Raw genomic sequence first — 25,693 nt, forward strand, 5'->3', positions numbered from 1 at the left:
CCCTTCCGTCTTCACTTGTCAAAGAACGTGGCGCTCAAAGCGCCGCCCCCGGAACCGGGAGCCTTTCGAAAACTCTGGCCCGCCGTACCAACCGGTCACCCGGTCCGTCCGGCGAGGTGCGGTTTGTAGTCTCTCCTGATGCCCCCTGTCAACAGGCTAGTTGACAAATTTTCGAGGTTCATTTTCACACCCTTGGCCCTGTCCATTCGCCATAACATGAAAAATGGCTGGAATCTGCCATTCCGATCACCTCCAAAAGTGCTTCCGCCCTTGCCTTTTGCGCGCGTCCTTGCCATAACGCTTTAGGCATTGCTTGAAAGAGGGGCTCTTTCGAGCAGCCGATCGGAGCCCGGCGGGGCTGGTGCCGGCTTCGATGTCTGGGGTTTTTCAGGGGAGGTACAGGTCCCGTCAAGATTTTCCGTGCCAGCACAAGGGCTATGCCCTTGTGGGGAAATGTCTGTGGCGTGCCCGCCGAAAGTCATGGGAAGGAGGACTTCTGTCACCCGACCCGACTGAATTCAATCCGAAGGTTCTGCGGAGGGTGATAGATGGCGTTGACGGCTCGAACGGGGATCATGCTAGCGGCGATCGGAGTGATCGGCCTCGGCGGTGGCTGGTATGCCCTCCCCTCCAAACCCAAGGAAGAGAGCCAGAAGGTCGTCACGATCCCCACCACGCCCATCCCCGTCTATGAAGAACTGGAACAGGAGCTGCCCGCTCCGGCCCTGGTGACGGCGCGGACCGACAGCCAGATCGAGGACGAGAAGTCCCGCCCCATCCTTCACGTGGTGGAAGTGGACCGGGGCGATACCCTCCTCAACCTGCTGCTCAAGGTCGGAGTGGAACGGGCCGAGGCGATGACCGCCATCGATGCCCTGCGCAAGGTCTACAATCCGCGCCAGTTGCGCGTGGGCCAGCAGGTGACGGTGAGCTTCGAGCGCCCCGCCGACGGCATCGGCACCGGCCCCTTCAACGGCATCATCCTGCAGCCAGAGGCCGGTCGCCTAGTCAGTGCCCAGCGCGACGAGAACGGCTTCCAGGCCGCAGAAGAAATGCGCGAGACGACGCGCCAGATCGCCAAATTCGGCGCCACCATCGAATCCAGCCTTTTCGCCGCCGCCTCCTCGACCGGCCTTCCCGCCCCCGTGGTGGTCGAGATGATGAAGGCCCTGTCCTATGACGTCGACTTCCAGCGCGATATCCGCTCGGGCGACAATTTCGAGGTCCTGGTCGAGCGCTTCTACGACAACAAGGGCAACCTGGTGCGCGAGGGCGACCTGCTCTATGCCAGCCTGACCCTGAGCGGCCGCGCCATCACCCTCTATCGCTACGAGGATTCCGCGGGAATCGTCGACTGGTACACCGCTAATGGCGAAAGCGTGCGCAAGGCGCTGCTGCGGACTCCCGTCGACGGCGCGCGCATCTCCTCGAATTTCGGGATGCGCAAGCATCCGATCCTCGGCTACAGCCGTATGCACAAGGGGGTGGACTTCGCCGTGCCGATCGGCACCCCGGTCATGGCCGCCGGTGACGGCGTGGTGGAAAAGGCCGGTAATTTCGGCGCTTATGGCTACTATGTCCGCATCCGCCATTCCGACAAATACGCCACTGCCTATGCCCATCTGAGCCGCTTCGCCCAGGGCGTGCGCGCCGGGGCCCGCGTCCGCCAGGGACAGATCATCGCCTATTCGGGCAATACCGGCAGATCGACCGGGCCGCATCTGCATTACGAAGTGCTGGCCGGCAACGAGCAGGTCAACCCGCTGAGCGTCAAGTTCCAGTCGGGCAACAAGCTGGCCGGGAAGGAATTGCAGAAGTTCAAGGTCGCCATGGCGGAAACCGAACGGATGCTGGCCCAGCTTCCCTACGAGGCGAAGGTGGCGGCAAAGAAGACCGACACCGCGACCCGCACCAATTAAAGCGGATCGCAGCCGAATTCAGGAAGGCCGGGAGGAAACTCCCGGCCTTTTTCTTCGGAGGGCGTTGACCTGCCGCCCCGCTGACCCGAGAATCATGGGTGACATTTCTTTGAGACGCGCAGCAGATTTGCCGTGCGCCTCTCATCCTGGGGAACGCCATGCTGCCCATCAGGACCAGCGTCACCGGCTATGGGCCGCCGGCGATGGTCATTGCCCTGATCCTCGTCAATGTCCTGATCTTCGTCTATCAGATGCTGCTCGATCGGGGCGATTTCCTGCGCCTGATCCTGCATTACGGCTTGGTCCCCGCCGTCTATACCGATCCCGGCTACCGGCCCGAGAGCCTGTTCGGTTATCTGCTGCCGCCCTTGACCAGCGCCTTCCTGCACGGCAACTGGCTGCATGTCGGCATCAATATGTGGACCCTGTGGCTGTTCGGCAGGCCGCTGGAACAGCGCCTTGGCCCTGCCCGCTTCCTCGTCTTCTATCTGGCCTGCGCCTTCGCCGCCGCGGCGGCCCATGTCATGATCAACGCCGATTCCCCCGTTCCGATGATCGGCGCCTCGGGTGCCGTGGCCGGTGTCCTGGGCGGCTTCACCCTGTTGTGGCCGCGTGCGCGCCTGCTGCTGCTGATCCCGATCCTGTTCATCCCGCTGACCTTCACCTGGCCGGCCATGACCTATACGATCATCTGGTTCCTGATCGACTTCGCCATCGGCCTGGGAGAGATCGGCTCGGGCATCGGACAAGGCGGCGGGGTGGCACGCTGGGCACATATCGGCGGCCTGCTGGCGGGCCTCGCCCTGGTCCGTCCCTTGAGCTATCACCAGCGCCCGGCCCGCCTGATCGGCGGCGCGGACCGCGAATACATGCGGGAGATCGGCCATCAGCGACCGCCCATGGCGCGCAAGCTGGGCAGTGTGCCCCGCACGCGCGCGCGCCTGCCCCGCCTGACCATGCGCCTGCCCGCAGCGGGCAGTGCCGTTCCCAGGCCCTGGCGCCCGCAGACGCCGCCGGAAAAGCCCAAGCAGGAGGAAGAGGCGCCGAAACGGAGACGAGGTTCGGTGCCTCCCAGCGGACCGCACCGCTCTTCATGAAGAAGGAGGCCCGCCTCGCCCTTCGCCGCTGTCAAAAAGCCCGCCAAGGGCCGAGGCCCCTGGCGGGCTTGGACTGAGCCCAAGATTTTCCTACACCTCAGGCCGCCGCGTCCACCCGTGCGCCCTGGATGATCAGGCTGCCCTCGCCTGCCGAGACCTGCACGGTCTCGCCATCCTTGATGCGGCCTTCCAGCAGCATGCTGGCCAGCGGGTTCTGCAGGCTGCGCTGGATCACCCGCTTGAGCGGGCGGGCGCCGTAGATGGGATCATAGCCCGCATTGGCCAGCCACTGGCGGGCGGCCTCGTCCAGCTGAAGGGTGATCTTGCGTTCGGCCAGCAGCTTGAGCAACCGGTTGAGCTGGATGGTGACGATGCCTTCCATGTCACTGCGGCGGAGGTGATGGAAGAGCAGAATCTCGTCCAGGCGGTTGAGGAATTCCGGACGGAATGCCGCCCGCACGACTTCCATGACCTGATCGCGGACGACGGCGGTGTCCTGGCCTTCCGGCTGGTTCGCCATGATGTCGGCCCCCAGGTTGGAGGTCAGCACGATCAGCGTGTTGCGGAAGTCCACCGTACGCCCCTGCCCGTCCGTCAGGCGGCCGTCATCGAGGACCTGGAGCAGCACGTTGAAGACATCCGGATGGGCCTTCTCGACCTCGTCGAACAGGATCACCTGATAGGGCCGACGGCGCACCGCCTCGGTTAGCGCACCGCCTTCCTCGTAGCCGACATAGCCGGGCGGCGCACCGATCAGCCGGGCCACGGAATGCTTCTCCATGTATTCCGACATGTCGATGCGCACCAGCGCGCTTTCATCGTCGAACAGGAATTCCGCCAGGGCCTTGGTCAGCTCGGTCTTGCCCACGCCGGTGGGGCCGAGGAACAGGAAGGAACCGATGGGCCGGTTGGGGTCCTGCAAGCCCGCTCGGGCGCGGCGCACCGCATTCGAGACGGCGATCACCGCCTCTTCCTGGCCGACCACGCGGTTGCGCAGATGTTCCTCCATGCGCAGCAGCTTGTCGCGCTCGCCCTGGAGCATCTTGTCCACCGGGATGCCGGTCCAGCGCGAGACCACATTGGCCACTTCTTCGTCGGTAACCGTTTCCGACAGCATGCCGCCGGCCCGTTCGCGCGCCTCGGCTTCCTTCAGGCGGCGTTCCAGGTCGGGAAGGACGCCATATTCCAGTTCGCCCGCGCGGCCCCAATTGGCCTGGCGCTTGGCGTTCTCCAGTTCCGATCGCGCCTGGTCCAGGGCTTCCTTCAGCTTGGTCGCCTGGGCCAGTTCCTCCTTTTCCGCACGCCAGCGGGCGGTGAGTTCGGCCGACTGGGCTTCCAGTTCCGACAATTCGTCTTCCAGCTTCACCAGACGGTCGCGGGAGGCCTCGTCGTTTTCCTTGCGCAGGGCCTCGCGCTCGATCTTGAGCTGGATCACGCGGCGATCCAGTTCGTCGATATCCTCGGGCTTGGAATCGACCTGCATGCGCAGGCGCGACGCCGCCTCGTCCACGAGGTCGATGGCCTTGTCGGGCAGGAAGCGGTCGGTGATGTAGCGGTTGGACAAGGTCGCCGCCGCCACCAGGGCATTGTCCGAGATGCGCACGCCGTGATGCATCTCGTATTTTTCCTTGATGCCGCGCAGGATCGAGATGGTGTCCTCGACCGTCGGTTCGTTGACGAAGACCGGCTGGAAGCGCCGCGCCAGGGCCGCGTCCTTCTCGACATATTTGCGGTATTCGTTGAGCGTGGTGGCGCCGACGCAATGCAACTCGCCGCGCGCCAAGGCGGGTTTGAGCAGGTTCGAGGCATCCATTGAGCCTTCTGCGGCTCCCGCCCCTACCAGGGTATGCATCTCGTCGATGAACAGGATGACCTCGCCCGCCGCCGCCGTCACCTCGTTCAGCACGGCCTTCAGGCGTTCCTCGAACTCGCCGCGGAACTTCGCCCCGGCGACCAGGGCGCCCAGGTCGAGCACCATCAGGCGCTTGTTCTTCAGGCTTTCGGGGACGTCGCCATTGACGATGCGCAGGGCCAAGCCTTCGACGATGGCGGTCTTGCCGACGCCGGGCTCGCCGATCAGCACGGGATTGTTCTTGGTACGGCGCGACAGGACCTGGATGGTGCGACGGATCTCCTCGTCGCGGCCGATCACCGGGTCCAGCTTGCCTTCGCGCGCCTGGGCGGTCAGGTCGCGGGCGTATTTCTTGAGCGCGTCGTAGGAATCCTCGGCCGTCGCGCTGTTGGCGGTGCGGCCCTTGCGCACCTCTTCCACGGCGCGGTTCAGCGTCTGGGGCGTCACACCGGCTTCGGACAGGGCACGGGCGGCCCCGGTTCCCACCGCCATGGCCAGAGCCAGCAGCAGGCGTTCGGCGGTAATGAAGGAATCACCGGCCTTCTCGGCCAGCTTCTCGGCCTGTTCGAAGACACGGGCCATTTCGCCGGACAGATAAACCTGTCCGGCGCCCGATCCTTCCACCTTGGGCAGTTTCCCCAGTTCGGCCTCGACGGTCCGCAGGGCCCGGGCCGGATCGCCGCCAGCGGCCCGGATCAGATTGGCCGCCAGGCCTTCCTTGTCGTCGAGCAGCACCTTGGCCAGGTGCTCGGGCGTCAGGCGCTGGTGATTGCTGCGCAGAGCCAGGGTCTGGGCGGATTGGATGAAGCCGCGCGACCGCTCGGTATATTTCTCGAAATCCATGCTCTTCCTCTTCTTGCGACGGGATCCCTTGCTCCTTCATAGGCCGCGCGAAATCCCTCTTAATGCTTAGGGGCTTATATGAGTCCAACTCCGCAGGGACGCAAGTGCGGTTTTAGGCGCAATGCTCGGGCTGATCCGGGCAGCTTGCGGTCTCGATCTGGACCACGCTGTGATCCAGGCCGAAACGCTGTTCCAGTTCGCGCTTCAGGGCGACCAGGACGGCGTCGCCGTCGGCATCCGGCGCTATGCGGGCATGGAGGGTCACCAGAGGATGTCCCCCGGCCAGGGACCAGGCATGGATGTGATGGACGTCCTCCAGGCCCGGCACCGCTGCCAGCAGTCCCTCGCGCAATTGCTCCTCGTCAAAGCCTTCCGGGGCGCCTTCCAGCAGGATATGGAAGGCCGAGCGCAGCAGCCGGACGGCGCCGAAAACGATCAGCAACGCGACCACAAGCGACAGCAGCGGGTCGATGGGAGTCCATCCGGTCAGCAGGATCACGATCGCGCCAAGAATGGCGGCGACCGATCCCAGCAGATCCCCCATCACATGCAAGGCCGCCGCGCGCAGATTGAGGCTGTCATGGCCGCCATGGAGGATGCGCAGCACCACCAGGTTGACCACCAGACCCGTGGCGGCCACGGCCAACATGGGCAGCCCCAGGATCGGGCGGGGGGCGAGAATACGGGAGACGGCCTCCCAGACGATCCAGCCGACCAGGGCCAGGATCACCAAGCCGTTGACCAGGGCGGCCAGCACTTCCGCCCGGCGATAGCCGTAGGAGCGCAGGGAATCGGCCCCCTTGCGCCCCAGCCGGAAGGCACCCCAGGCCAAGGCCAGGGCCAGCGCATCGGTCAGCATATGCGCCGCATCGGCCAGCAGGGCCAGCGAACCGGATAGCAACCCGCCGACCACTTCGACGAACATGAAGCTGGCCGTCAACGCCAAGGCGCCGAGCGTCCGCCTCTCATTGTCGCGGGCGTGCTGATGATGGTGGTGGCCGTGCCCATCCATGATGAGGCTATTTCGTCATAGCCACCCGGGCTTGGCAAGGGCCTGATGGGAAAAGCGAAGGGGCGGAGCCCACAGGCCCCGCCCCTTTTCGATTCGCCTTTGAGAGTTCAGGCGCTGACGGCTTCGGCCTGAGTGTCCTCGGCCGTGTCGTTGTTCTCGGCTTCGGATTCCGCTTCCGCGCCTTGATCCTCGGCCGGCGACGGACGGCGATCACGGTGCTGATGACCGCTATTGCCGTTGTTCGGATAGCTGTTGATCAGGCGGTAGTAGTGTTCGGCATGCTGGTAGAAGTTTTCGGCGGCAATGCGGTCCCCTTGCGACGAAGCATCGCGGGCAAGGGCGAGGTACTTTTCCAAGACCTGATGGGCATTGCCGCGGATGCGGACTTCGGGGCCGTTGCTGTCGAATGTCTGGTTACGCGACGGGCGCGGCCGTCCGCCCCCACCGCCGCCACCACCACCACCGCCGCTACTGCCATTGTTACGACCGCGCGGACGCTGCTTGGAGTTTGGAGAGCCTGGCTTCATGGCACCTTCATTACGTTCGTTGCGTCAATCATTCCCCTGTGGCCGCGACTCGCGGCCAGCCGGTGTCTCGGGCGCTGGAATGCGCTGGAGCTTCGGTGGAAAATGGCAAGCGGCGCACTGGAGAGGGGGAGCCGGGGCATCAAAGCCGGGACTCGTCATCTTCTCACGATCTGTGCGCGGGCAGCCCCAAACCTAGACGGGATGCGTCGCCATTCCAACACTTTTTTTCTAAGACCAGAGGATAGGGCAAAACCCACACCCTAAGCAGGCTTGCGCGCCACCACGCAGCGTTCGATTCCCGCGAGATCGGGACGGATTTCGACTAGATGAAGCCCGGCCCGCGAGAGCAGGTCAGCCACATCCGCCGCCTGTCCCTGCCCGACCTCGAACGCCGCCAGCCCGCCAGGGGCCAGCAACCGCGCCGCTTCGGGCGCCAGTTTGCGGTAACACGCCAATCCATCGGGGCCACCGGCCAATGCCGTCAACGGCTCGAATTTCGCCACTTCGGCTTCGAGCCCGGCAATGTCCTCATCCGGTATATAGGGGGGATTGGAGACGATGACATTGACTCTTCCGGTCAATGCCTCGGCCCAATCGCTACAGAGAAACCCCGTCCTTCGATCTAGTCCCAAGGTCCTGGCATTCTCCAGCGCCACGGCCAGCGCCTTCCGGCTGCGATCCACACCCACGCCCCAGGCCTGCGGCAACTCGCTCAGCAGCGCCAGGAGGATACAGCCCGTGCCGGTACCGAAATCCACCAGGGTCAAGGGCGCTTGGCGGTCGGAAAGATGATCCAGCACCGCCTCCACCAGCGTTTCCGTATCGGGGCGCGGGTCCAGCGTGTCGGCGGTAACACGGAATTCCATCGACCAGAATTCCCGCCGCCCCAGGATATGCGAAACCGGCTCGCGCCTGGCCCGGCGCTCCACCAGGGCGGTGATGCCGGCGGCCTCTTCCGGCGTCAGCACCTTTTCGGGCCGCGTCGCCACGCTCAGCGGCGCCATTCCCAACGCATGGGCCGCCAGCAGGCGGGCGTCCAGCCGGGCGTCGGGGATGCCTGCATCTGTCAGGCGCTTGGCGGCGGCGGCCAGGAAGGCGCCCAGACTGAGAACTTCGTCAGTGGTCATCGAACGTCCTGCCATGCGGGGCTTTTCCCGGATACCGCCTTGCATGTGAAAGCACGGGCCCATGCTTCGAGACGGGCCTGCGGCCCTCCTCAGCATGAGGAGTAATCCTGAGACAAAACCTCATTAGCCTCATCCTGAGGAGCCGCGCCAGCGGCGTCTCGAAGGATGCGGCGGGCCAAAGGCCCTCCCCTATTCCATCTCCGCCAAGCGCTGCGCCTGGTCGGTCGCCAGCAGGGCTTCGACGAAATCTTCCAGGCCTTCACCTTCCATCACCTTCTCGATCTTGTAGAGGGTGAGGTTGATGCGGTGGTCGGTCACGCGGCCCTGGGGGAAGTTGTAGGTGCGGATGCGCTCGGAGCGGTCGCCCGAGCCGACTTGGCTCTTGCGCGAGGCGGCGCGTTCGGCATCCTTGGCCTCGCGCTCGGCCTCATAAAGGCGGGCGCGCAGCAATTTCAAGGCTGTCGCCTTGTTCTTGTGCTGGCTCTTTTCCTGCTGGCAGGCCACGGCGATCCCTGTGGGGATATGGGTGACGCGGACCGCCGAATCGGTGGTGTTCACGCTCTGCCCGCCGGACCCCTGGCTGCGATAGACGTCGAAGCGCAGGTCCTTTTCGTCGAGATGGATGTCCACCTCCTCGGCCTCGGGCAGCACGGCGACGGTCGCGGCCGAGGTATGGATGCGCCCGCCGCCTTCGGTCACCGGCACGCGCTGCACGCGGTGGACGCCGGATTCGAATTTCAGCCGCTCGAAGACATTGCGGCCGGTGATCATGGCGCTGGCTTCCTTGAAGCCGCCGATGCCCGTCTCGCTGACGTCCAGGGGCTCGAAGCGCCAGCCGCGCAGGGCGGCATAGCGTTCATACATGCGGAAAAGTTCGGCGGCGAACAAGGCCGCCTCCTCGCCGCCCGTACCGGCGCGGACTTCCAGGATAGCGTTGCGCTCGTCCGCCTCGTCCTTGGGCAGGAGCATGATCTGCACCTGGCGCTCAAGCTCGGGGATGCGCTCCTTCAGGCCGTAATATTCCTCTTCGGCCAGGGCCTTCATCTCGGCATCGGCCTCCGGGTCCTCGCGCAGCGCGGCGGCCTCGAGCATCTCCGCCTTGGCCTTGCGCAGGGTCTGCACGGCCTCGACGACGGGCGACAGGTCGGCCAGCTCCTTCGACATCTTGGCAAAGGCCGAGGCATCGGTATCGCCGCTCGAAAGCATGGCGCGCAGCTCGTCATAGCGCGTCAGAACGCGGTCGAATGTGGTTTCCAGATCCATTGTGGTCCTATTTGTCGTCGAGGCGGAACAGATGACGCAGCATCTGTTCCGTCGCCAGCCATTCCGCCTTGCCGGAATCGCCTTTGGCGGCGATATCCTTCATCGCCTCGGACGGATCATGCAGCAGCCGGGCCAGCAGCAATTGAGTCGCCCGCTCGGCATCGTTGCCGGCTTCCTGAAGAACCGCCAGGCGTTCCGTCTCGAAACGCTGGCGCAAGGCCACGATCGCCGGAACGGCGGCACGGGCGGCACGGCTGCGCAGGAAGGTCGCCAATTCCTCGTCGACGATCGTCCAGGCCGCCCGCGCGGCCTGTTCCCGCGAGGCGCGGCCTTCCATGGCGATCCGTTCCAGATCGGCCAGATCGTAGAGGAAGGCGCCGTCCAGATTGTTGACCGCGGTATCGACGTCGCCGGGGATACCGGCATCGACGAGGAAGATGGGCTTACGCTTGCGCTTCTTCAGGGCCGCCTGGACCAGATCGGCGGTCAGCACGATTCCACGTCCGCCCACCGAAGATAGGACGATGTCGGCATCCGCCAAGGCCGCGGGCAAATCCTCGAAGGGACGGCAGGAAGCATCCAGGGACTTGGCCAGGGCCTCGGCACGGGAAGCACGAGGCGCCGTCACCACCAGTCGGCTGAGCCCGCTATTGCGCAGGGCCTCGGCCACCAATTCGCCCATATCCCCCGCCCCCACCAACAAGGCCGAGGCACGGGACAGGTCGCCATGCAGGTCGCGGGCGAATTGCGCGGCGGCGGCGGCGATGGAAACCGGACGTTCGGCGATGGCGGTTTCGCTGCGCACGCGCTTGGCCGTGGTGAAGGCAGCCTGCAGCAGGGATTCCATCTCGCTGCCGCACATGCCCGAGGCCTGGGCGATGCGATGGGCTTCCTTCACCTGGCCCAGGACATGGGGTTCGCCGATCACCAGGCTGTCCAGCGAGGCGGTCACGGCGAAACAGTGACGGACGGCATCGCCGTCGGTATGGACGTAAAGCTGCCCGCCCAGGCTGGCCGCATCGATCCCGGCCCGCTCGGCCAGGACGGTGGAAACCTTGTCGGCGGCGGCCTTGGGATCGTGGTGGACGGTCAGGACCTCGATCCGGTCGCACGTGCACAGGACCGCCGCCTGTTCCAGCCCGGCCGCCCGCAGCCGCGCCAGGAAAGCCGGCGCGGCTTCGTCATCCACGAAAAGCGCATCCCGCAGCGCCAGCGAACTGGAGCGGTGATTGGCGCCGACGATGATGAGCCGGCCGGTGGTGGTTTGAGCGACGATCACCGTCTCTCCTCAGCGAAAGCGCGCCAAGCGGTCCTCGAGACCGTCCAGCTGCACTTCTTCCTGCTCGCCGCTATCCAGGTCGCGCAGGGTGACCGCGTTGCGCGACCATTCCTCTTCACCCAGGATGATGGCGGCGCGGGCGGTCAGCTTGTTGGCCCGCTTCATGCGCTTGCCCATATTGCCCGAATAGCCCAGGTCCGCCACGAAACCGGCACGGCGCAGACGCTGAGTCAGGGCCAGGGCCTGGGCCACGTCCTGCCCCATGGGAATGACCGCTAGGGGGCGCGGCGCGGGCACCTCGGCGGCCAGCAGCATGGCCAGGCGTTCCACGCCCGCCGCCCAGCCGATGCCGGGGGTCTGCGGCCCGCCCATCTGGCCGATCAGGCCGTCATAGCGCCCACCGGCCAGGACCGTGCCCTGCGAGCCCAGGGCCGTGGTGGTGAATTCGAAGGCGGTGTGGCAATAATAATCCAGTCCGCGCACTAGACGCGGATTGACGGAGAAGGCCACGCCGACGGCGTCCAGCCCTTCGCGCAGGCCGTCGAAGAAGCGGCGCGAGGCATCGTTCAGGTAATCGCCCAGCAGCGGCGCATCGGCCACCACCTTGCGGTCATTCTCGTCCTTGGAATCGAGCACGCGCAGCGGGTTGCGTTCCAGACGGTTACGGCTTTCCTCGGACAGCACGTCCAGATGGCCGCGCAGATACTCCACCAGGGCTTCACGGTAGGCCGCACGGCTTTCACTGTCGCCCAGCGAATTCAGCTCCAGCGTCACCTTGTCGCCCAGACCCAGGGCGTCGAGGATATGCGCGCCAAGGGCGATCACCTCGACATCGGCCTGCGGGCTTTCGACGCCCAGAAGCTCGACGCCGACCTGGTGGAACTGGCGCAGGCGGCCTTTCTGCGGGCGCTCGTGGCGGAACATCGGGCCGCGATAGAACAGCTTCAGCGGCACCTGCTGGGCGAGACCGCCGGAAATGAAGGCGCGGGCCACGCCCGCCGTGCCCTCGGGGCGCAGCGTCAGCGAATCGCCGGAACGGTCCTGGAAGGTATACATCTCCTTCGTCACCACGTCCGAGGTCTCGCCCAGGGTGCGCGAGAAGACCTCGGTGAATTCGAAGATCGGCGTCTCGATCTCGCCGAAGCCGTAAAGCTCGGCGGTCTTGCGCGCGGTTTCCTCGACGAAACGATGACGACGGGTTTCCTCGGGCAGGAGATCGTGCGTTCCCCGCACCGGCTGTAGTGCAGACATACCTTATCCGTTCGCGACTTGAGCGTTCTTGGAATCTTGTTCGATCTGGGCGGCCTTGGCCTCGACCAGTTCGACGATATGGTCGACCATGGCGGCGCTATCGATCTTGTGGTCGGGCTTGCCGGCCACATAGACCATATGCGAGCCGCCCCCGCCCCCGGTCAGGCCGATATCGGTCTCGCGGGCTTCGCCCGGGCCGTTGACCACGCAGCCGATGATCGAGAGCGTCATAGGGGTCGAGATATGGGACAGGCGCTCTTCCACCATCTCGACGGTCTTGATGACGTCGAAGCCCTGGCGGGCGCAGGACGGGCAGGACACGACCCGCACGCCGCGATGGCGCAGCCCCAGGCTCTTCAGGATCTCGAAACCGACCTTGACCTCTTCCACCGGATCGGCCGACAGCGAGACGCGGATGGTGTCGCCGATCCCGGCCCAGAGCAGCGACCCGATGCCGATGGCCGATTTCACGGTGCCGCCGCGCAGGCCGCCCGCCTCGGTGATGCCCAGATGCAGCGGGTAATCGCAGGCCTCGGCCAGGCCGTGATAGGCGGCAACGGCCAGGAAGACGTCGGAGGCCTTGACGCTGATCTTGAAGTCGAAGAAGTCGTTGTCTTCCAGGATGCGGGCATGTTCCAGCCCGCTTTCCACCATGGCCTCGGGACAGGGCTCGCCGTATTTCTCCAGCAGATGCTTCTCGAGGCTGCCGGCATTGACGCCGATGCGCATGGAGCAGCCGTGATCCTTGGCGGCCTTGACCACTTCACGCACGCGCTCGGCCGAACCGATATTGCCCGGATTGATGCGCAGGCAGGCCGCGCCCGATTCGGCGGCCTCGATGGCGCGCTGATAGTGGAAATGGATGTCGGCGACCACCGGAACCTGGACCTCGCGCACGATCTCCTTCAGCGCCAGCGCCGATTCGCGATCGGGGCAGGAAACGCGGACGATATCGACGCCCGCTTCCTGCATGCGGTGAATCTGTGCGACCGTCGCAGCCACGTCGGTGGTCGGCGTATTGGTCATGGACTGCACCGTGATCGGCGCATCGCCACCGACCGGGACGGAGCCGACGAAGATCTGGCGGCTCTTGCGCCGCAGAATTTCGCGGTATGGCCTGACGCTCATTGCAAGCCCTTCTCGGGGACGTGAAAAACCAAGGGCGGTGGTTATAGCGCAAAACCGCCCGGCAAAGAAGCCTTGCACAAAGATAGAGGGGGCGGCGGCATCATGGCGCCGCCGCCCCTGTCGGTTTCACCAGCGATGGGCGATCTAGAAGCGGCTGCGCAGCTTTTCCGGATCGAGGGACACATCGCGCAGCACCGCTCCCCGCGCCCCCAGGGTCGGCAGGTCCTGGCCGTCCAGCGTGATCTTCAGGCCGCCGGCATTGCCGGTCATCAGGGTCAGGCCGGGACGGTCGGGAACCATGTAGGTGTCGCCACTTTTCAGCAGACGGGTCAGCAACAGCTGGCCCTTGTCGTCACGCACCTGCACCCAGGCTTCCTCAGTCGCCACGAGCTGAATACGTGAGTCGCGATTCTGCTCGCCCCAGACGCGGGCTTCCTCGGCGACCGGCTCGACGGACGGCACCGCCGGCAAGTCCGCAGGCCGCGGAGCCGGGGGAGCCGAAGCCACGGCGGCAACCTGCTCCTGCGGCGGCGCCGGCGGGGCAGCAGCCTCGGCGACGGTGGGCTGGGAAGGCGCGGGCTGAGCGGGAGCGGCCTGGACGGGCGCAGGCTGCGTCACTTGGGCGGGAGCCGCCTCGGGCGTGGCGGCCTCGGCCTGCACCGTCTCGGTTTGGGCCTGGGCTGCCGGAGCCTCGGGCTCGGACTCGGCCACAGCCTGCACGGCCGAGGCATTGTCGCCCTCGGGTTCAGCCGCCGTCTCCGCCTCGGCCAGCTCGGCGGTTTCCTCTTCCCCGACACTGCCGGCGGAGCCCATGGCGGCCGCTTCGCTTTCGGCTGCGGCCAGCTGCTTGACGTCGTTCTCCTGCACGTCCTTGGAACGGTCGATCAGGGCGGTCAGGCGATCCGGCAGATCGGGCACCAGCTCCGCCAGGCTCCTCTCCTGGGTCGACATGAAATGCCAACCGCCATAAGCGATACCGGCCATCACGAGGCCCAGGAACAGGATCGCACCGCCGGGGACTCGCCCCTCCGAGACCGGCGACGGGAAGTGCAGTTCCTTGCGGCCGCTGAAGTCGTTGGCCGTCTCGTATTTGAACCGGCGCACCACTTCCTTGGCATCCAGTCCCAGATGCTCGGCATAGGCGCGCACAAAGCCTACCGCGTAGGTAGAGCCGGGCAGATCAGCGTATCGGTTCTGCTCGATCGCTTCGAGATAAGGCTGCCGGATGCGCAGCATGACGGCCACATCCGTCAATTCCTGCCCGCTCCGCTGCCTTGCCGTTCGCAGGAGGGAGCCAACCGTCACGCTCGGAGCAGCCTGACCCTCCGTTTGGCTTTCGTCTTGAGTCCTAGCCACTTTGCGGGAACCCCCTTCCCCAAAACAAGCCGGCCGTGACCGGCTAGAACATATTCACTCTCCTGTTTAGCAAACCCCGGCCCAACGAAGCAATGGCGTTCAGATCACAACCCCGTGGTCGATCGCATAGGATTTCAGTTTCTCGCGAAGGCTGTGGTCAGGGAGATCAAGGAGGGTGTCGAGATAGCGTTCCAGCGGAGGCAGGTCGAGACTGCGCAACATGCACTTGACCGGGCCGATGGACGGCGCGGACATCGACAGGGTCCGCACCCCCAGGGCCAGCAGCACCATGGCTTCCAGCGGACGCCCCGCCATTTCGCCACAGACGCTGACCGGCACGTCCGCATTACGGCAGGAACTGACCAGATAGCTGATAAAGCGCAGCATGCCCGGCGACAGGACGTCGTAACGCTCGGCCAGGCGTGGATTGGTGCGATCCACCGCGAACATGAACTGGCTGAGGTCGTTGCTGCCGATGGAGACGAAATCGACCCGCTTCAGAAGCTGTTCGAACTGCCAGGCCAAAGCCGGTACTTCCAGCATGGTGCCGACCTTGATCTCGCCGACCGCGCCGCCCCGCTGCCTCTCGCGCTCGACCTCCTGATCCAGCAGGGCGCGGGCCTTGTCCAGTTCGGCCACTTCCGCGATCATCGGGAACATGATGCGCAATTCCCGCCCCTCGGCGGCGCGGATCAGGGCGCGCAGCTGGTGGCGCATGACCGCCGGCCGGTCCAGGGTGATGCGGATCGAGCGCCAGCCCAAGGCGGGATTGTCCTCACCGTCGGCGTTCCAATAAGGCAGCAGCTTGTCCCCGCCCACGTCCAGCGTGCGGAAGACCACCGGCTTGCCCTCGGCCTGATCGATGATCTTGCGGTAAAGCATGGTCTGCGCCGGCACGTCGGGCAAGGACGGACGCGCCATGAAGGGAATTTCGGTGCGGTAGAGGCCGATGCCGTCGGCCCCCATGTCCTTCAGATGCTGGAGATCGACCAGCAGACCGGCATTCAGCATCAGGGTCACGTGCTGGCCGTCCAGCGTCACCGCCGGTTCGTCGCGCAGGGCGGCATAGGAGGCTTTCTTGGCCTGCCGCGCCACCAGGGCGGTGGCAAAGGCTTCCTGCACATCGTCACCCGGGCGGATGAAGACCTGCTGGTTATCGCCGTCGACGATGACCAGATCGCCGGTTTCGATCTTCGACAGCACGTCCTTGACGCGCCCGACCACCGGCAGGTCCAGGGCGCGGGCGACGATGGCCACATGCATGGTCGGCGAGCCTTCCTCGAAGACCAGCCCACGCAGGCGCTGGCGGTCGTAATCGAGGAGTTCGGTCGGCCCCATCGAGCGGCAGACCAGCACCACATCGTCGGGTAAATCGCGTTCGGCGGCGGTGCCGCCGTCGCCGGTCAGATGCTGCAATAGGCGGTTGGCCAGGTCTTCCAGATCGTGCAGGCGTTCGCGGATATAGGGGTCGATGACCTGGTTCATGCGCAGGCGGGTGTCGTCATGCACCTTCTGCACCGCCGCCTCGGCCGTCAGGCCGGTGCGGATCGCCTCGGAAATCTTGCTGATCCAGCCCGCGTCCTCGGCGAACATGCGGTAGGTCTCGAAGATGTCCACATGCTCGCCCCCTTCGGCCAGATCGGCCGAGGAGAACAATTCCTTGAGCTTCAGATGCATCTCGCCCAAGGCGCGGCGCAGGCGTTCCAGCTCGGCATTGGGATCTTCGGCGACGAATTTCTGCACGGCGATGCGCGGCTGGTGCAGCACCGCCGTGCCCATGCCAAGCCCGGCATTCAGCCGTACGCCCTCCATGCGCAAAGGCAGCACCGCCAAGCCGTCGATGGGCAGCAATTCCTCGCGCCGGATCAGCTCGCCCCCGGCCACCAATTCAGCCAGAACCATCGCCACCGTTTCGAGGGTTTCCACCTCCTCGTCCTGGTAATGGCGCCGGGTACGGTTCTGCACCGCCAGCACGCCGATCACGCGGCCGCCGCGGATGATCGGCACGCCCATCAGGGAGTGGAAAATTTCTTCGCCCGTTTCCGGACGATAGGCGAAGTTGGGATGGGATTGCGCATCCGCCAGCGCCAGCGGACGGGCATGTGCGGCGATATCGCCGATCAGGCCCTCGCCCACCCGCAGGCGGGTCTGGTGGACGGCGCCCTGCTGCAGACCCTCGGTGGCGAAGAGTTCCAGCACTTCGCCGGCACGCATGACATAGCAGGAACAGACCTCGGCCACCATGTCGGCGGCGATCAGCTTGACGACATTGTTCAGCCGTTCCTGCGCCGAGCCGCCCCCGGCCATGACGTCACGCAGGCGCCCTAGAAGCCGACGCGACACCGAAGCCGAGGTCAACATGTCACTCCCCTGTTACATTCAGGCAAAGACGGATGCGGAATCACGCGCCGCCAGGGCCGAAAGCGCCTGATCGACGAGTTCCCGCAGGATTTCCGCCGTCGGTTGTTCGCGTGTCACCATACCAACACTCTGCCCGGCCATCACCGAGCCATTCTCGACATCACCCTCGATCACCGCGCGGCGCAAGGCACCGGCCCAGAAATGCTCGATTTCCAGCTGAGCCTTCTTCTGGTCCAGTTCCCCGGCCTTGAAGCGCGCCAGCACCTCGTGCTGGTATTCAATGAAACGGCGTGTGCCCTGATTGGCAAGCGCCCTGACAGGAATCACCGGAAATTGCGGGTCTACCTGGACGGTCGGCACCGCATCGCGCGCGGCGGCGCGGATGAAGGCCTGCTTGAAATTGGGATGAGCGATGCATTCGGTGGCGCAGACGAAGCGGGTGCCCAACTGGCAGCCGGCGGCGCCCATCTCGAGATAGGACAGCATCGCTTCGCCCCGGCCGATGCCGCCCGCAACGAAGACCGGAACCTCGGACACGGCGGGCAGGATTTCCTGCACCAGCACGCTGGTCGAAACCGGACCGATATGGCCGCCCGCCTCGGTTCCCTCGATGATCAGGGCATCGGCGCCGCTGCGCACCAGCTTGCGGGCGAAGGCCACGGCGGGAGCGAAGCACAGCACCTTGGCACCATGCTCCTTGATGCGCTTGATCGACGAGGCGCTCGGCAATCCGCCGGCCAGGACGACATGCCCGACCCCCAATTCACCGCAGATGTCGATCAATTCGTCGAGCAGCGGATGCATGGTGATCAGGTTGACGCCGAAAGGCTTGTCGGTCAGGGCCTGGGTGCCCAGGATCTCGGCCTTCAGCAGCTCCGGCGTCATCGAACCGCAGGCAATGACGCCGAAACCGCCACCGTTGGAAATGGCCGCGACCAGATTCCGTTCGGAAATCCAGGACATGGCCCCGCCCATGATGGCGAATTCGGTGCCGAGAAATTCCCGGCCCCGTTGCCACAAGGACTCAAGACGAGCTTGCGCGGAACTCATGGTCACTTCAGGCGGCATCCAGACCGTAGGCGGTGTGCAGGGCACGCAGCGCCAACTCGGTGTATTCCTCGGCGATCAGGACGCTGACCTTGATCTCGGAGGTAGAGATGACCTGGATGTTGATGCCCTTTTCCGCCAGGGTCTGGAACATGGTCTTGGCGACACCGGCATGGCTGCGCATGCCCACGCCGATGACCGAAACCTTGACCACGTTGCTGTCCTGGGTCAGGCGCTCGTAGTTCAGTTCCGACTTGCGCTCTTCCAGCACCTTGACGGCGCGGCTGAGGTCGGCATTGGTGACGGTGAAGGTCATGTCGGTGGTCGCGCCGTCTTCCGACACGTTCTGCACGATCATGTCCACGTTGATATTGGCATCGGCCAGCGGGCCGAAGATGGTCGCAGCGACGCCGGGGCGGTCCTGCACATTGACCAGGGTGATCTTCGCCTCGTCGCGGCTATAGGCGATGCCGCTCACCAGTTCCTGTTCCACGATCTCATCCTCATCACAAACCAAAGTGCCGGGGGCGTCGATGAAGCTCGACAGGACCTGGACGCGCACGCGGTGCTTCATCGCCATCTCGACCGAACGGGTCTGCAGCACCTTGGCACCAACCGAGGCCAGTTCCAGCATTTCCTCATAAGTGATCTTATCCAGCTTGCGCGCCTTGGCAACGATACGAGGATCGGTGGTGTAGACCCCATCCACATCCGTGTAGATATCGCAGCGGTCGGCCTGCAGGGCGGCGGCTAGGGCGACGGCGCTGGTATCCGATCCGCCGCGGCCCAAAGTGGCGATGCGGTTGTCCGGGCCGATGCCCTGGAAGCCCGCGACCACGGCCACCTGGCCGCGCTGCATGCGGCTGACCAGTTCGTCGCATTCGATGGACTGGATACGCGCCTTGCCATGGGCGCCGTCGGTGCGCAGCGGAATCTGCCAGCCGGTCCAGGAGCGGGCATCGACGCCCAGTTCCTGCAAGGCCATCGCCAGCAGGCCGGTGGTCACCTGCTCGCCGGTCGAGACCACTGCGTCATATTCGCGGGCGTCGTAGACCGGCGAAATCTGGGTGCAGTAATCGACCAGCTGGTTGGTCACGCCGGACATGGCCGAAACCACCACGGCGACTTCGTTGCCCCGGTCCACCTCGGCCTTGACGCGGCGGGCGACGTTCTTGATGCGCTCGATGTCGCCGACAGAGGTGCCACCGAACTTCATCACGATGCGAGCCATTGGGAATTTCCCCTGAATCCTGCTGTCGGACCTGCGCGGCCCGACTATCTTTAATCTCTAGAGACCGTCGCCGCGGCGACTCCGCCCACGGCAAACATTCCTGGGTTGCCGCCCAGAAGGCGCCCATACATACTCTGTCGGCGCGAGGGAAGCAAGACCGGGCCAGCGCAGCCCCAAAGGAGCCTAGACATGGCGAAAATCGCCGCTGAAACCACTTCAGCCCCCCAGGTCAAGCCCGCCTTGGGCAGCACCGCAGCACCGGAAGAGATCGCCCATTTCGCAGCGATCGCCGAGCAATGGTGGGACCCGACCGGAGACTTCAAGCCGCTGCACAAATTCAATCCCGCCCGCCTGGCCTTCCTGCGCGACCGCCTTGCCGCCCATTTCGGCCGCGACCCCAAGGCGGAACGTCCCTTCGAGGGCCTGACCCTGATCGACATCGGCTGCGGCGGCGGGCTCATCGCAGAACCCATGGCACGGCTCGGCTTCACCGTCACCGGCATCGATGCGGGCGAAAAGAATATCGGCGTCGCCAAGGTCCATGCCGCTGCGGGTGGGCTCGACATCGACTACCGCGTCGCCACGCCCGAACAATTGAACGGCGAAAGCTTCGACGTGGTCCTCGCCATGGAAGTGATCGAGCATGTCGCCGATCCCGAAACCTTCATGAATGCCGTCGCCGCACTCGCCAAACCGGGCGCGCCGGTCTTCGCCGCCACCATCAACCGCAGCGTCAAGGGCTTCGCGCTTGCCATCATCGGGGCTGAATACATCCTGCGCTGGCTGCCGCGCGGAACCCATGACTGGCGGAAGTTCTTCAAACCGGCGGAACTGGCGCGCCTGATGCGCAATAGCGGCATCGTCGTGCGCGACATGCGCGGCTTCTCCTACAGCCTGACCACCGACGAATGGCGGGTGACCGACGACCTGGACGTCAATTACGCCATCTTCGGCGTGAAGGAATGAAAAAGGCGGGCCTTGTGGGCCCGCCTTTTCTTTTCTTCAGCCCGCCCTCTCTTATTCAGAAGGGCAGCCGCAACTTGGCATCCAGCGAGTAGCGCCCGCCGCCGCGCATGAAGATGGCGAGCGCGATCAGGCCCCACATCAAGGGAAATTCATAGCCGCCATTGCTGGCGAAGAAGCCATTGGGCAGGTGGACGGCGAAGACCGCCACGGCCATCAGGATCGCCACGCCAAGCGCGGCCGGCCGCGTGAGCAATCCCAGCACCAGGGCCAGCCCGCCGAAGAACTCCACGAAACCGGCGAGACCGGCGAACAGAAGACCGGGCTGCAAGCCGAGCTGCGTGGCGAAGAACTGGCCGGTACCGGCCAGGCCGTGACCGCCGAACCAGCCGAACAGCTTTTGCGCGCCATGGGGGATCAGCAGCAGGCCCGCCGTGATGCGCACCAGCGGATAGGCCAGCGGCGCCAGCTTCTCATCGAAGAAGGGAAGAGCCGAAGGCGTGGAAGCCTCCGAAAGTGCCTGGCGTGTCATATCTGTCTCCTGTTCTCGGGGATGATGGGCGCCACAGCACGCCCTGCCTTTTCCTTCCCTCAACATGCAGGGATTTCCCTTTGTTCAGAAGACGGCTGGAATGGAACATATTGTTGAAGAATCGGAAACCGTCATCGGCGCGACGCTCCTGCCCTCGCCTCTTGTTTTACGCCGAACGAGACCGACCTATCCTCTCTTGAGCCTTCCTTCGTCCAGTATCTGAAAGCCCCTTCCCGTGACGTCTCATTTTCCCTTCGACAACAGCTATGCCCGTCTTCCCGACCGCTTCTATGCCCGTATCGCCCCCACTCCGGTGGCAGAACCGGCACTGATCCGGGTGAACAGGGACCTGGCGCTGCATCTGCGCCTCGATCCCGACTGGCTCGCCAGCCCCGAAGGAGTCGCGGTCCTGGCGGGCGCGCGGGTTCCGGAAGGGGCCGAACCCATCGCCATGGCCTATGCCGGCCATCAATTCGGCCAGTTCGTGCCGCAACTGGGCGACGGGCGCGCCATCCTGCTGGGCGAAGTGATCGACCGGGACGGCCAGCGGCGGGACATCCACCTCAAGGGATCGGGCCGCACTCCCTTCTCCCGCCGGGGTGACGGGCGCGCCGCCCTGGGGCCCGTCCTGCGCGAATATATCGTCAGCGAGGCCATGGCCGCCTTCGGCATCCCGACCACCCGCGCCCTGGCCGCCGTGACCACCGGCGAGGCGGTTATGCGCGAGACGCTGCTGCCGGGCGCCGTGCTGACCCGCGTCGCCTCCAGCCATATCCGCGTCGGCACCTTCCAGTTCTTTGCCGCGCGCGGTGACGAGGAAGCGCTGCGCCTGCTGGCCGATCACGTCATCGCCCGGCATTACCCGCAGCTGGCCGACGGCGACCGGCCCTATCATGCCCTGCTGGAACAGGTAACCGCGCGCCAAGCCGCGCTGGTCGCGCAATGGATGCTGGTCGGCTTCATCCATGGCGTGATGAATACCGACAACACCTCCATCTCCGGCGAGACCATCGATTACGGCCCCTGCGCCTTCATGGATGCCTACCATCCCGGAACGGTGTTCAGTTCCATCGACCATGCCGGGCGCTACGCCTATGCCAACCAGCCGAAGATCGCCCAGTGGAACCTGACGCGGCTGGCCGAAACCCTGCTGCCGCTTTTCTCGCAGGACCAGGACACGGCCATCGCCGAGGCGCAGGACATCCTTCGCGGCTTCGCGGAGAAGTTCGAAAAGGCCTTCCACGGCGGGCTGCGGCGCAAGCTGGGCCTGTTCACGGAACGGGAAGAAGATATCGACCTCGCCCGCGAACTACTGGCCGCCATGAGCGAGGCCAAGGCCGACTTCACCCTCACCTTCCGCCATTTGGTCAAAGCCGCCGCCGGGCCGGAGGGAAACGAGGCGCTGCGGAAGCTGTTCGCCACCAATCCCGCCGCCTTCGACGACTGGATCGCATCCTGGCGCAAGCGGTTGAGCCAGGAACCCCAGGACGCCGCCACGCGCCAGGAGATGATGCGCAAGGTCAACCCCGCCTTCATCCCGCGTAACCACCGCATCGAAGCCGTCATTTCGGCCGCCGTGGAAAGGCACGATTTCGCGCCCTTCGAGGAATTGCTGACCGTCCTGTCGAAGCCCTATGACGACCAGCCGGACTTCGCCCATTACGCCGAACCGCCCCAGCCGCACGAGCGCGTCTTGCAGACCTTCTGCGGGACGTAAAGAGAGAGAGAGAGTTTGGAGGACGCGGCCCCATAGCCGCTATGGTTAAGGGCAATCCCCTGGAAATAAAGAGGACTTCATGGGCTCCGCCCAAACCCGCTGGGGCCTTGGGCCCCAGGCCCCGGAAGTTTGTCCTTTGGCCCGCCTCTCCCTGTGGGGAGGTGATCATTTTTGGAATCACGGGGAAGGGCCTGGAATAGGCCGAGAGGCGCAGAAAGGCTGACGTTTCGGGCGTTAGTAGGGCGGCAGCCTTTTGGACGAAAAATGCGCAAAAATGGGCTATGCGGTGAGAGCTTTTGGATAAAATCTGAGGGAGAGTGGCTGCCTTGGGACAAAGTCTGCCGTCGCTATTTCAACTCTCGCCGAATGAGGCTTTCAGCTAACCCCACCTTTTCAGCCCCATCGCGATTATGTGAATATCCAACCTTAGTTAAAGAGGTTCTCCAGAAGCTCTCTTTTATGTAGTCACAGTACATAACCTGTTCCTCTCCTTTTTCTGAGAGCCATAGAGAGACAGAGATTTTTTTCGGGTAATAGCGATCATTCATGTGGTGGCTTATGTCTGTGATTTTTCTTTCTCCTGGCCATACCTCATTGAGAGCTTCTCGGCATAATCTAACCTCTTTGCTTTCGAATAACTCCTTCGCTCCACCCAAAGCTACGCCGACTAAAAGTACGGCACATATACCAGCGAGCAGGCCGAAGAGGCGCACGAAGACGCCCTTCACTGCGGCAGCACCGAACAACAGGATGCAGACGATCAGTATCAGCAGGATCGTTATCAACATTGCTTGGCTCCATCAGGTCTTGCGTATCGAGCCAACTACGCGGCCAAAAATCTGTAAGCCTGAAGCTGCGTCACGACGGTCAATTTCCCATGCGGGATAGGCGGAGTTGTCGCTAGCGACTAGCAATTTATGCCCTCGCAGCTGAAGTCTTTTAATATACCCCTCATCAGCCAAGCGGAATGCATAAACATCATCTCGAAGTTCTTGTGATGACGTGTCTATAATTGCTATGTCTCCATCAAATAAAGTTGGCTCCATGCTGTCTCCTCGCATGTATACACCAACGACACTAGATGAAGACGCTTTGAGGTGGTCTCTGAGGTAAGACTCAGGCACATCAAATTCATCAAGAATTTTGGCACTTCCATTTGTATTGCCAAAACCCAATGACAGTGCGGCATCATAAATCGGAAGCTTCACGGTAGAACCGAGTGGCTGAACGTGGCCGCGTGCAGTTTCACCAGATCCTTCCATTTCCCCTAATCCAGTCAAAAGCCAAACAGGATTGATTCCTAGCTGGCAAAGACGGGCAAGGGCGCTGCTTTTCGGCTCTGAGACGCCCGCCTCGTAGGACTGCCATGTAGTGACGCTAACCCCTACCAGGTCAGCGGCCGCCTTTTGCGAACCAAGTTTTTCGCGAACTGCACGCAGCCGATCCCGGAATTCCATGTCCTGCAACACCCAATTTTCAAGGTGTTTCCGTGTTCTCGACAGTGGTGTGGAGCAGGAAACACCAGTTTAATTCAACTAAATCAATCACTTACTGGATCGGCTGCCCGTGACGGGCTTTTCCTGGTGTTACCAAGATTTCTTGTTGATAGAACCAAGAAATCTTTGTATGTTCATTCTAGAACCTGAACATGAACACCGCGAAAAAACCGGCCTGGCAGGGCCGGTTAGGAGAGCCGATGAAGCGAGCGGCCAAAGGCATGCACCCGGAAGATATCAAGGCAGCCCTGCGCCAGCGCGAGGGTTCGCTCGAAAAGCTTTCCGAACGTTGGGGCTACCACTACACCGCCATCAGCGTCTGCCTGCGGAAGCAGTGGCCGGCGGTCGAGAGACGTATCGCCAAGATGCTGGATAAGCATCCCTCGGAAATCTGGCCCGACCGCTATAACCCCGACGGCACACCAAAGACCCGTCGTTCCAAGGCCAATCGTAGCAGCCAAAAACCGGAGAGCAATATGCAACTCCGCGAGGCCGCATAACCATGGCCGGCTGGGATGCATATTACGCAGCCCTGCATTCGGCGCTGATCAAGCGCCGTGAAGCGCTGGGCCTGACCCAGGATGCCCTGGCGGCACGGTTGGGGTGGTCGCGGCGCAAGCTGCAGCGCATAGAGGCCGAGGGGCAGGTCTGCACGGCACCTGAACTGTTCCAGTGGGCCGCGATGCTGGGTGTGACAGTCAACTTTGCGCCAGATGTGGCGCTTTGCACCCTGACTACCCCCCGTCCGGCCCTGAGCGCAGAGGCCAAGGCCAAGCGCGAAGCGGACACCCGCAAACGCATCGAGGAGCGCCGCCAGCGCATGGCGACGGCCAGAGGCTTGGCGTCACATCTGACGCCTGCGGCGGGTGACCAATGAATACCGTCATTTTCTCCCCCTGGGCCAGTTGGCCTGGGCTCCTGGCCGGGCGCATCAGCGCGCAAAACGGTGCGTCCGGCCTTTTTTCCTCCTCCATCAAGAAGCAGAAAGCGGAGGGATTGATGACCATGAAGAAGGGACGGCGCCGGGCGGAAGACCCGCGCCAGATGGCCTTTCTGGATCTACTGGGCCAGAAAGAAGACCTGATCGAAGTGCCTGTTCAGCCGGAGCCCGAACCGGGCGCCCTCGATTACGACCAGCGTCTGCGTGCTCTGCTGAACAAGGCGATCCGCGCCTGCCCGTTCGACCGCGACCAGATCGCCTCTCTCGTTTCCGGCTTGGTAGGCCGCGAGGTCACCAAGGCCCAGATCGACAGCTGGACCGGCGCCACCCGGCCCAACCGCTTCCCCGCTGAACTGGTTCCGGCTTTCTGCCAAGCCTTGGGGAACACGATCCTTTTGGCCGGTCTGGCCGAAGCGTCTGGCTGCCGCCTGATCGAAGGTCGCGAATTGCAGTTCGCCCGGCTGGGCCAGTTGTGGCTGTTCATCCAGAAGGCGGAAAACGAACAGAAGCGCCTGGTCGCCGAACTGCCGCTGTTCGGAGGTGCGGCATGATCAAGAGTTTCGCGCTAGGCAATCGAGTGCCACCCGCCACACATGGGTCCAATCCGGAGGGAGAACCTCGTCCGGATTGTAAGCCGGAACCTCTTCTTGCAGGCGTTGGTATTCCAGCCCTGCAAGGCCGGCCATATCTCGATACGACGCCCCAAGATGCTGCTGCAATCTGTCGGCCCGACGCAGAAGAGCTGCCGCTTC

22 protein-coding genes are annotated in these 25,693 nt (G+C 64.1%); 7 read left to right on the forward strand and 15 right to left on the reverse strand.

Annotated elements, in window-relative coordinates:
- The first annotated feature begins 548 nt into the window (after positions 1-548).
- Together EPD66_RS22005 and EPD66_RS22010 are read left to right on the forward strand one after the other, a co-directional pair.
- The gene (locus EPD66_RS22005; RefSeq protein WP_142850722.1) at positions 549-1,919 is read left to right on the forward strand and encodes a peptidoglycan DD-metalloendopeptidase family protein; all 1,371 of its coding nucleotides are present in this window, start codon (positions 549-551) and stop codon (positions 1,917-1,919) included.
- Positions 1,920-2,077: 158 nt separating this feature from the next.
- Entirely contained in the window at positions 2,078-3,016 is a 939-nt protein-coding gene (locus EPD66_RS22010; RefSeq protein WP_142850723.1) for a rhomboid family intramembrane serine protease, read from the forward strand.
- A 97-nt stretch (positions 3,017-3,113) separates the two neighbouring features.
- Here EPD66_RS22010 and clpB read toward each other — a convergent pair whose 3' ends face one another.
- From clpB to EPD66_RS22070, 12 genes are all read right to left on the reverse strand, one after another.
- Positions 3,114-5,711, reverse strand: a complete 2,598-nt coding sequence (gene clpB, locus EPD66_RS22015) for an ATP-dependent chaperone ClpB (protein ID WP_142850724.1) — start codon at positions 5,709-5,711, stop codon at positions 3,114-3,116.
- A 112-nt stretch (positions 5,712-5,823) separates the two neighbouring features.
- Complete coding sequence (locus EPD66_RS22020; protein WP_142850725.1) at positions 5,824-6,723, reverse strand: cation diffusion facilitator family transporter; 900 nt, start codon at positions 6,721-6,723, stop codon at positions 5,824-5,826.
- A gap of 107 nt (positions 6,724-6,830) precedes the next feature.
- Positions 6,831-7,250, reverse strand: coding sequence for a DUF4167 domain-containing protein (locus EPD66_RS22025; protein ID WP_142850726.1), 420 nt, complete (start codon positions 7,248-7,250; stop codon positions 6,831-6,833).
- A gap of 260 nt (positions 7,251-7,510) precedes the next feature.
- Positions 7,511-8,377: a peptide chain release factor N(5)-glutamine methyltransferase gene (gene prmC, locus EPD66_RS22030; protein ID WP_142850727.1), complete on the reverse strand. Its 867-nt coding sequence runs from the start codon at positions 8,375-8,377 to the stop codon at positions 7,511-7,513.
- A gap of 189 nt (positions 8,378-8,566) precedes the next feature.
- Positions 8,567-9,640, reverse strand: a complete 1,074-nt coding sequence (gene prfA, locus EPD66_RS22035; protein WP_142850728.1) for a peptide chain release factor 1 — start codon at positions 9,638-9,640, stop codon at positions 8,567-8,569.
- Between the two features lie 7 nt (positions 9,641-9,647).
- Entirely contained in the window at positions 9,648-10,919 is a 1,272-nt protein-coding gene (hemA, locus tag EPD66_RS22040) for a glutamyl-tRNA reductase (protein WP_255448611.1), read from the reverse strand.
- A gap of 9 nt (positions 10,920-10,928) precedes the next feature.
- On the reverse strand, positions 10,929-12,170 hold the full coding sequence (gene hisS / locus EPD66_RS22045; RefSeq protein WP_142850729.1) for a histidine--tRNA ligase: 1,242 nt from the start codon (positions 12,168-12,170) through the stop codon (positions 10,929-10,931).
- Between the two features lie 3 nt (positions 12,171-12,173).
- Positions 12,174-13,298: a flavodoxin-dependent (E)-4-hydroxy-3-methylbut-2-enyl-diphosphate synthase gene (gene ispG, locus EPD66_RS22050; RefSeq protein ID WP_142850730.1), complete on the reverse strand. Its 1,125-nt coding sequence runs from the start codon at positions 13,296-13,298 to the stop codon at positions 12,174-12,176.
- 144 nt (positions 13,299-13,442) lie between these two features.
- On the reverse strand, positions 13,443-14,654 hold the full coding sequence (locus EPD66_RS22055) for a helix-turn-helix domain-containing protein (protein WP_370511912.1): 1,212 nt from the start codon (positions 14,652-14,654) through the stop codon (positions 13,443-13,445).
- A gap of 99 nt (positions 14,655-14,753) precedes the next feature.
- Positions 14,754-17,015 (reverse strand): phosphoenolpyruvate--protein phosphotransferase, encoded by a 2,262-nt coding sequence (gene ptsP / locus EPD66_RS22060; protein ID WP_142850732.1) that lies wholly within the window; start codon positions 17,013-17,015, stop codon positions 14,754-14,756.
- Positions 17,016-17,033: 18 nt separating this feature from the next.
- Positions 17,034-18,065 carry a nitronate monooxygenase family protein gene (locus tag EPD66_RS22065; RefSeq protein ID WP_185961568.1) on the reverse strand — a complete coding sequence of 344 codons (1,032 nt, stop codon included), beginning with the start codon at positions 18,063-18,065 and terminating at the stop codon, positions 17,034-17,036.
- 7 nt (positions 18,066-18,072) lie between these two features.
- Positions 18,073-19,293 (reverse strand): aspartate kinase, encoded by a 1,221-nt coding sequence (locus EPD66_RS22070; RefSeq protein ID WP_142850734.1) that lies wholly within the window; start codon positions 19,291-19,293, stop codon positions 18,073-18,075.
- A 189-nt stretch (positions 19,294-19,482) separates the two neighbouring features.
- On the opposite strand from EPD66_RS22070, the gene ubiG reads away from it, so the two are divergent.
- Positions 19,483-20,259: a bifunctional 2-polyprenyl-6-hydroxyphenol methylase/3-demethylubiquinol 3-O-methyltransferase UbiG gene (gene ubiG, locus EPD66_RS22075; RefSeq protein WP_142850735.1), complete on the forward strand. Its 777-nt coding sequence runs from the start codon at positions 19,483-19,485 to the stop codon at positions 20,257-20,259.
- A 55-nt stretch (positions 20,260-20,314) separates the two neighbouring features.
- On the opposite strand, the gene EPD66_RS22080 is transcribed toward ubiG, so the two are convergent.
- Entirely contained in the window at positions 20,315-20,788 is a 474-nt protein-coding gene (locus EPD66_RS22080; protein ID WP_142850736.1) for a DoxX family protein, read from the reverse strand.
- 235 nt (positions 20,789-21,023) lie between these two features.
- Between EPD66_RS22080 and EPD66_RS22085 the strand changes: the two genes are divergently transcribed.
- The gene (locus tag EPD66_RS22085; protein ID WP_142850737.1) at positions 21,024-22,505 is read left to right on the forward strand and encodes a YdiU family protein; all 1,482 of its coding nucleotides are present in this window, start codon (positions 21,024-21,026) and stop codon (positions 22,503-22,505) included.
- A gap of 347 nt (positions 22,506-22,852) precedes the next feature.
- On the opposite strand, the gene EPD66_RS22090 is transcribed toward EPD66_RS22085, so the two are convergent.
- Positions 22,853-23,293, reverse strand: a complete 441-nt coding sequence (locus EPD66_RS22090) for a hypothetical protein (protein WP_142850738.1) — start codon at positions 23,291-23,293, stop codon at positions 22,853-22,855.
- Positions 23,294-23,305: 12 nt separating this feature from the next.
- Positions 23,306-23,962: a S24 family peptidase gene (locus EPD66_RS22095; protein WP_142850739.1), complete on the reverse strand. Its 657-nt coding sequence runs from the start codon at positions 23,960-23,962 to the stop codon at positions 23,306-23,308.
- A 191-nt stretch (positions 23,963-24,153) separates the two neighbouring features.
- On the opposite strand from EPD66_RS22095, the gene EPD66_RS22100 reads away from it, so the two are divergent.
- The 3 genes from EPD66_RS22100 to EPD66_RS22110 all read left to right on the forward strand — a co-directional run bounded on the left by EPD66_RS22100 (position 24,154) and on the right by EPD66_RS22110 (position 25,492).
- Complete coding sequence (locus EPD66_RS22100) at positions 24,154-24,501, forward strand: helix-turn-helix domain-containing protein (protein WP_142850740.1); 348 nt, start codon at positions 24,154-24,156, stop codon at positions 24,499-24,501.
- A 2-nt stretch (positions 24,502-24,503) separates the two neighbouring features.
- Positions 24,504-24,878, forward strand: coding sequence for a helix-turn-helix transcriptional regulator (locus tag EPD66_RS22105; protein ID WP_142850741.1), 375 nt, complete (start codon positions 24,504-24,506; stop codon positions 24,876-24,878).
- 122 nt (positions 24,879-25,000) lie between these two features.
- Positions 25,001-25,492: a hypothetical protein gene (locus tag EPD66_RS22110; protein WP_142850742.1), complete on the forward strand. Its 492-nt coding sequence runs from the start codon at positions 25,001-25,003 to the stop codon at positions 25,490-25,492.
- Positions 25,493-25,693 lie beyond the last annotated feature (201 nt).

The organism is Telmatospirillum sp. J64-1, assembly GCF_006980715.1.
GTDB lineage: Bacteria > Pseudomonadota > Alphaproteobacteria > Rhodospirillales > Magnetospirillaceae > Oleiliquidispirillum > Oleiliquidispirillum nitrogeniifigens.

What these genes read in the sequence shown, in the direction of transcription:
- EPD66_RS22110 (WP_142850742.1), top strand. Translation starts at nt 25,001, where the DNA reads ATGACCATGAAGAAGGGACGGCGCCGGGCGGAAGACCCGCGCCAGATG.
- prfA (WP_142850728.1), bottom strand. Translation starts at nt 9,640, where the DNA reads ATGGATCTGGAAACCACATTCGACCGCGTTCTGACGCGCTATGACGAG.
- ubiG (WP_142850735.1), top strand. Translation starts at nt 19,483, where the DNA reads ATGGCGAAAATCGCCGCTGAAACCACTTCAGCCCCCCAGGTCAAGCCC.
- clpB (WP_142850724.1), bottom strand. Translation starts at nt 5,711, where the DNA reads ATGGATTTCGAGAAATATACCGAGCGGTCGCGCGGCTTCATCCAATCC.
- EPD66_RS22080 (WP_142850736.1), bottom strand. Translation starts at nt 20,788, where the DNA reads ATGACACGCCAGGCACTTTCGGAGGCTTCCACGCCTTCGGCTCTTCCC.
- EPD66_RS22105 (WP_142850741.1), top strand. Translation starts at nt 24,504, where the DNA reads ATGGCCGGCTGGGATGCATATTACGCAGCCCTGCATTCGGCGCTGATC.
- EPD66_RS22070 (WP_142850734.1), bottom strand. Translation starts at nt 19,293, where the DNA reads ATGGCTCGCATCGTGATGAAGTTCGGTGGCACCTCTGTCGGCGACATC.
- EPD66_RS22005 (WP_142850722.1), top strand. Translation starts at nt 549, where the DNA reads ATGGCGTTGACGGCTCGAACGGGGATCATGCTAGCGGCGATCGGAGTG.
- EPD66_RS22025 (WP_142850726.1), bottom strand. Translation starts at nt 7,250, where the DNA reads ATGAAGCCAGGCTCTCCAAACTCCAAGCAGCGTCCGCGCGGTCGTAAC.
- EPD66_RS22100 (WP_142850740.1), top strand. Translation starts at nt 24,154, where the DNA reads ATGAACACCGCGAAAAAACCGGCCTGGCAGGGCCGGTTAGGAGAGCCG.
- hisS (WP_142850729.1), bottom strand. Translation starts at nt 12,170, where the DNA reads ATGTCTGCACTACAGCCGGTGCGGGGAACGCACGATCTCCTGCCCGAG.
- EPD66_RS22010 (WP_142850723.1), top strand. Translation starts at nt 2,078, where the DNA reads ATGCTGCCCATCAGGACCAGCGTCACCGGCTATGGGCCGCCGGCGATG.
- prmC (WP_142850727.1), bottom strand. Translation starts at nt 8,377, where the DNA reads ATGACCACTGACGAAGTTCTCAGTCTGGGCGCCTTCCTGGCCGCCGCC.
- ptsP (WP_142850732.1), bottom strand. Translation starts at nt 17,015, where the DNA reads ATGTTGACCTCGGCTTCGGTGTCGCGTCGGCTTCTAGGGCGCCTGCGT.
- ispG (WP_142850730.1), bottom strand. Translation starts at nt 13,298, where the DNA reads ATGAGCGTCAGGCCATACCGCGAAATTCTGCGGCGCAAGAGCCGCCAG.
- EPD66_RS22090 (WP_142850738.1), bottom strand. Translation starts at nt 23,293, where the DNA reads ATGTTGATAACGATCCTGCTGATACTGATCGTCTGCATCCTGTTGTTC.
- EPD66_RS22065 (WP_185961568.1), bottom strand. Translation starts at nt 18,065, where the DNA reads ATGAGTTCCGCGCAAGCTCGTCTTGAGTCCTTGTGGCAACGGGGCCGG.
- EPD66_RS22020 (WP_142850725.1), bottom strand. Translation starts at nt 6,723, where the DNA reads ATGGATGGGCACGGCCACCACCATCATCAGCACGCCCGCGACAATGAG.
- EPD66_RS22095 (WP_142850739.1), bottom strand. Translation starts at nt 23,962, where the DNA reads ATGGAATTCCGGGATCGGCTGCGTGCAGTTCGCGAAAAACTTGGTTCG.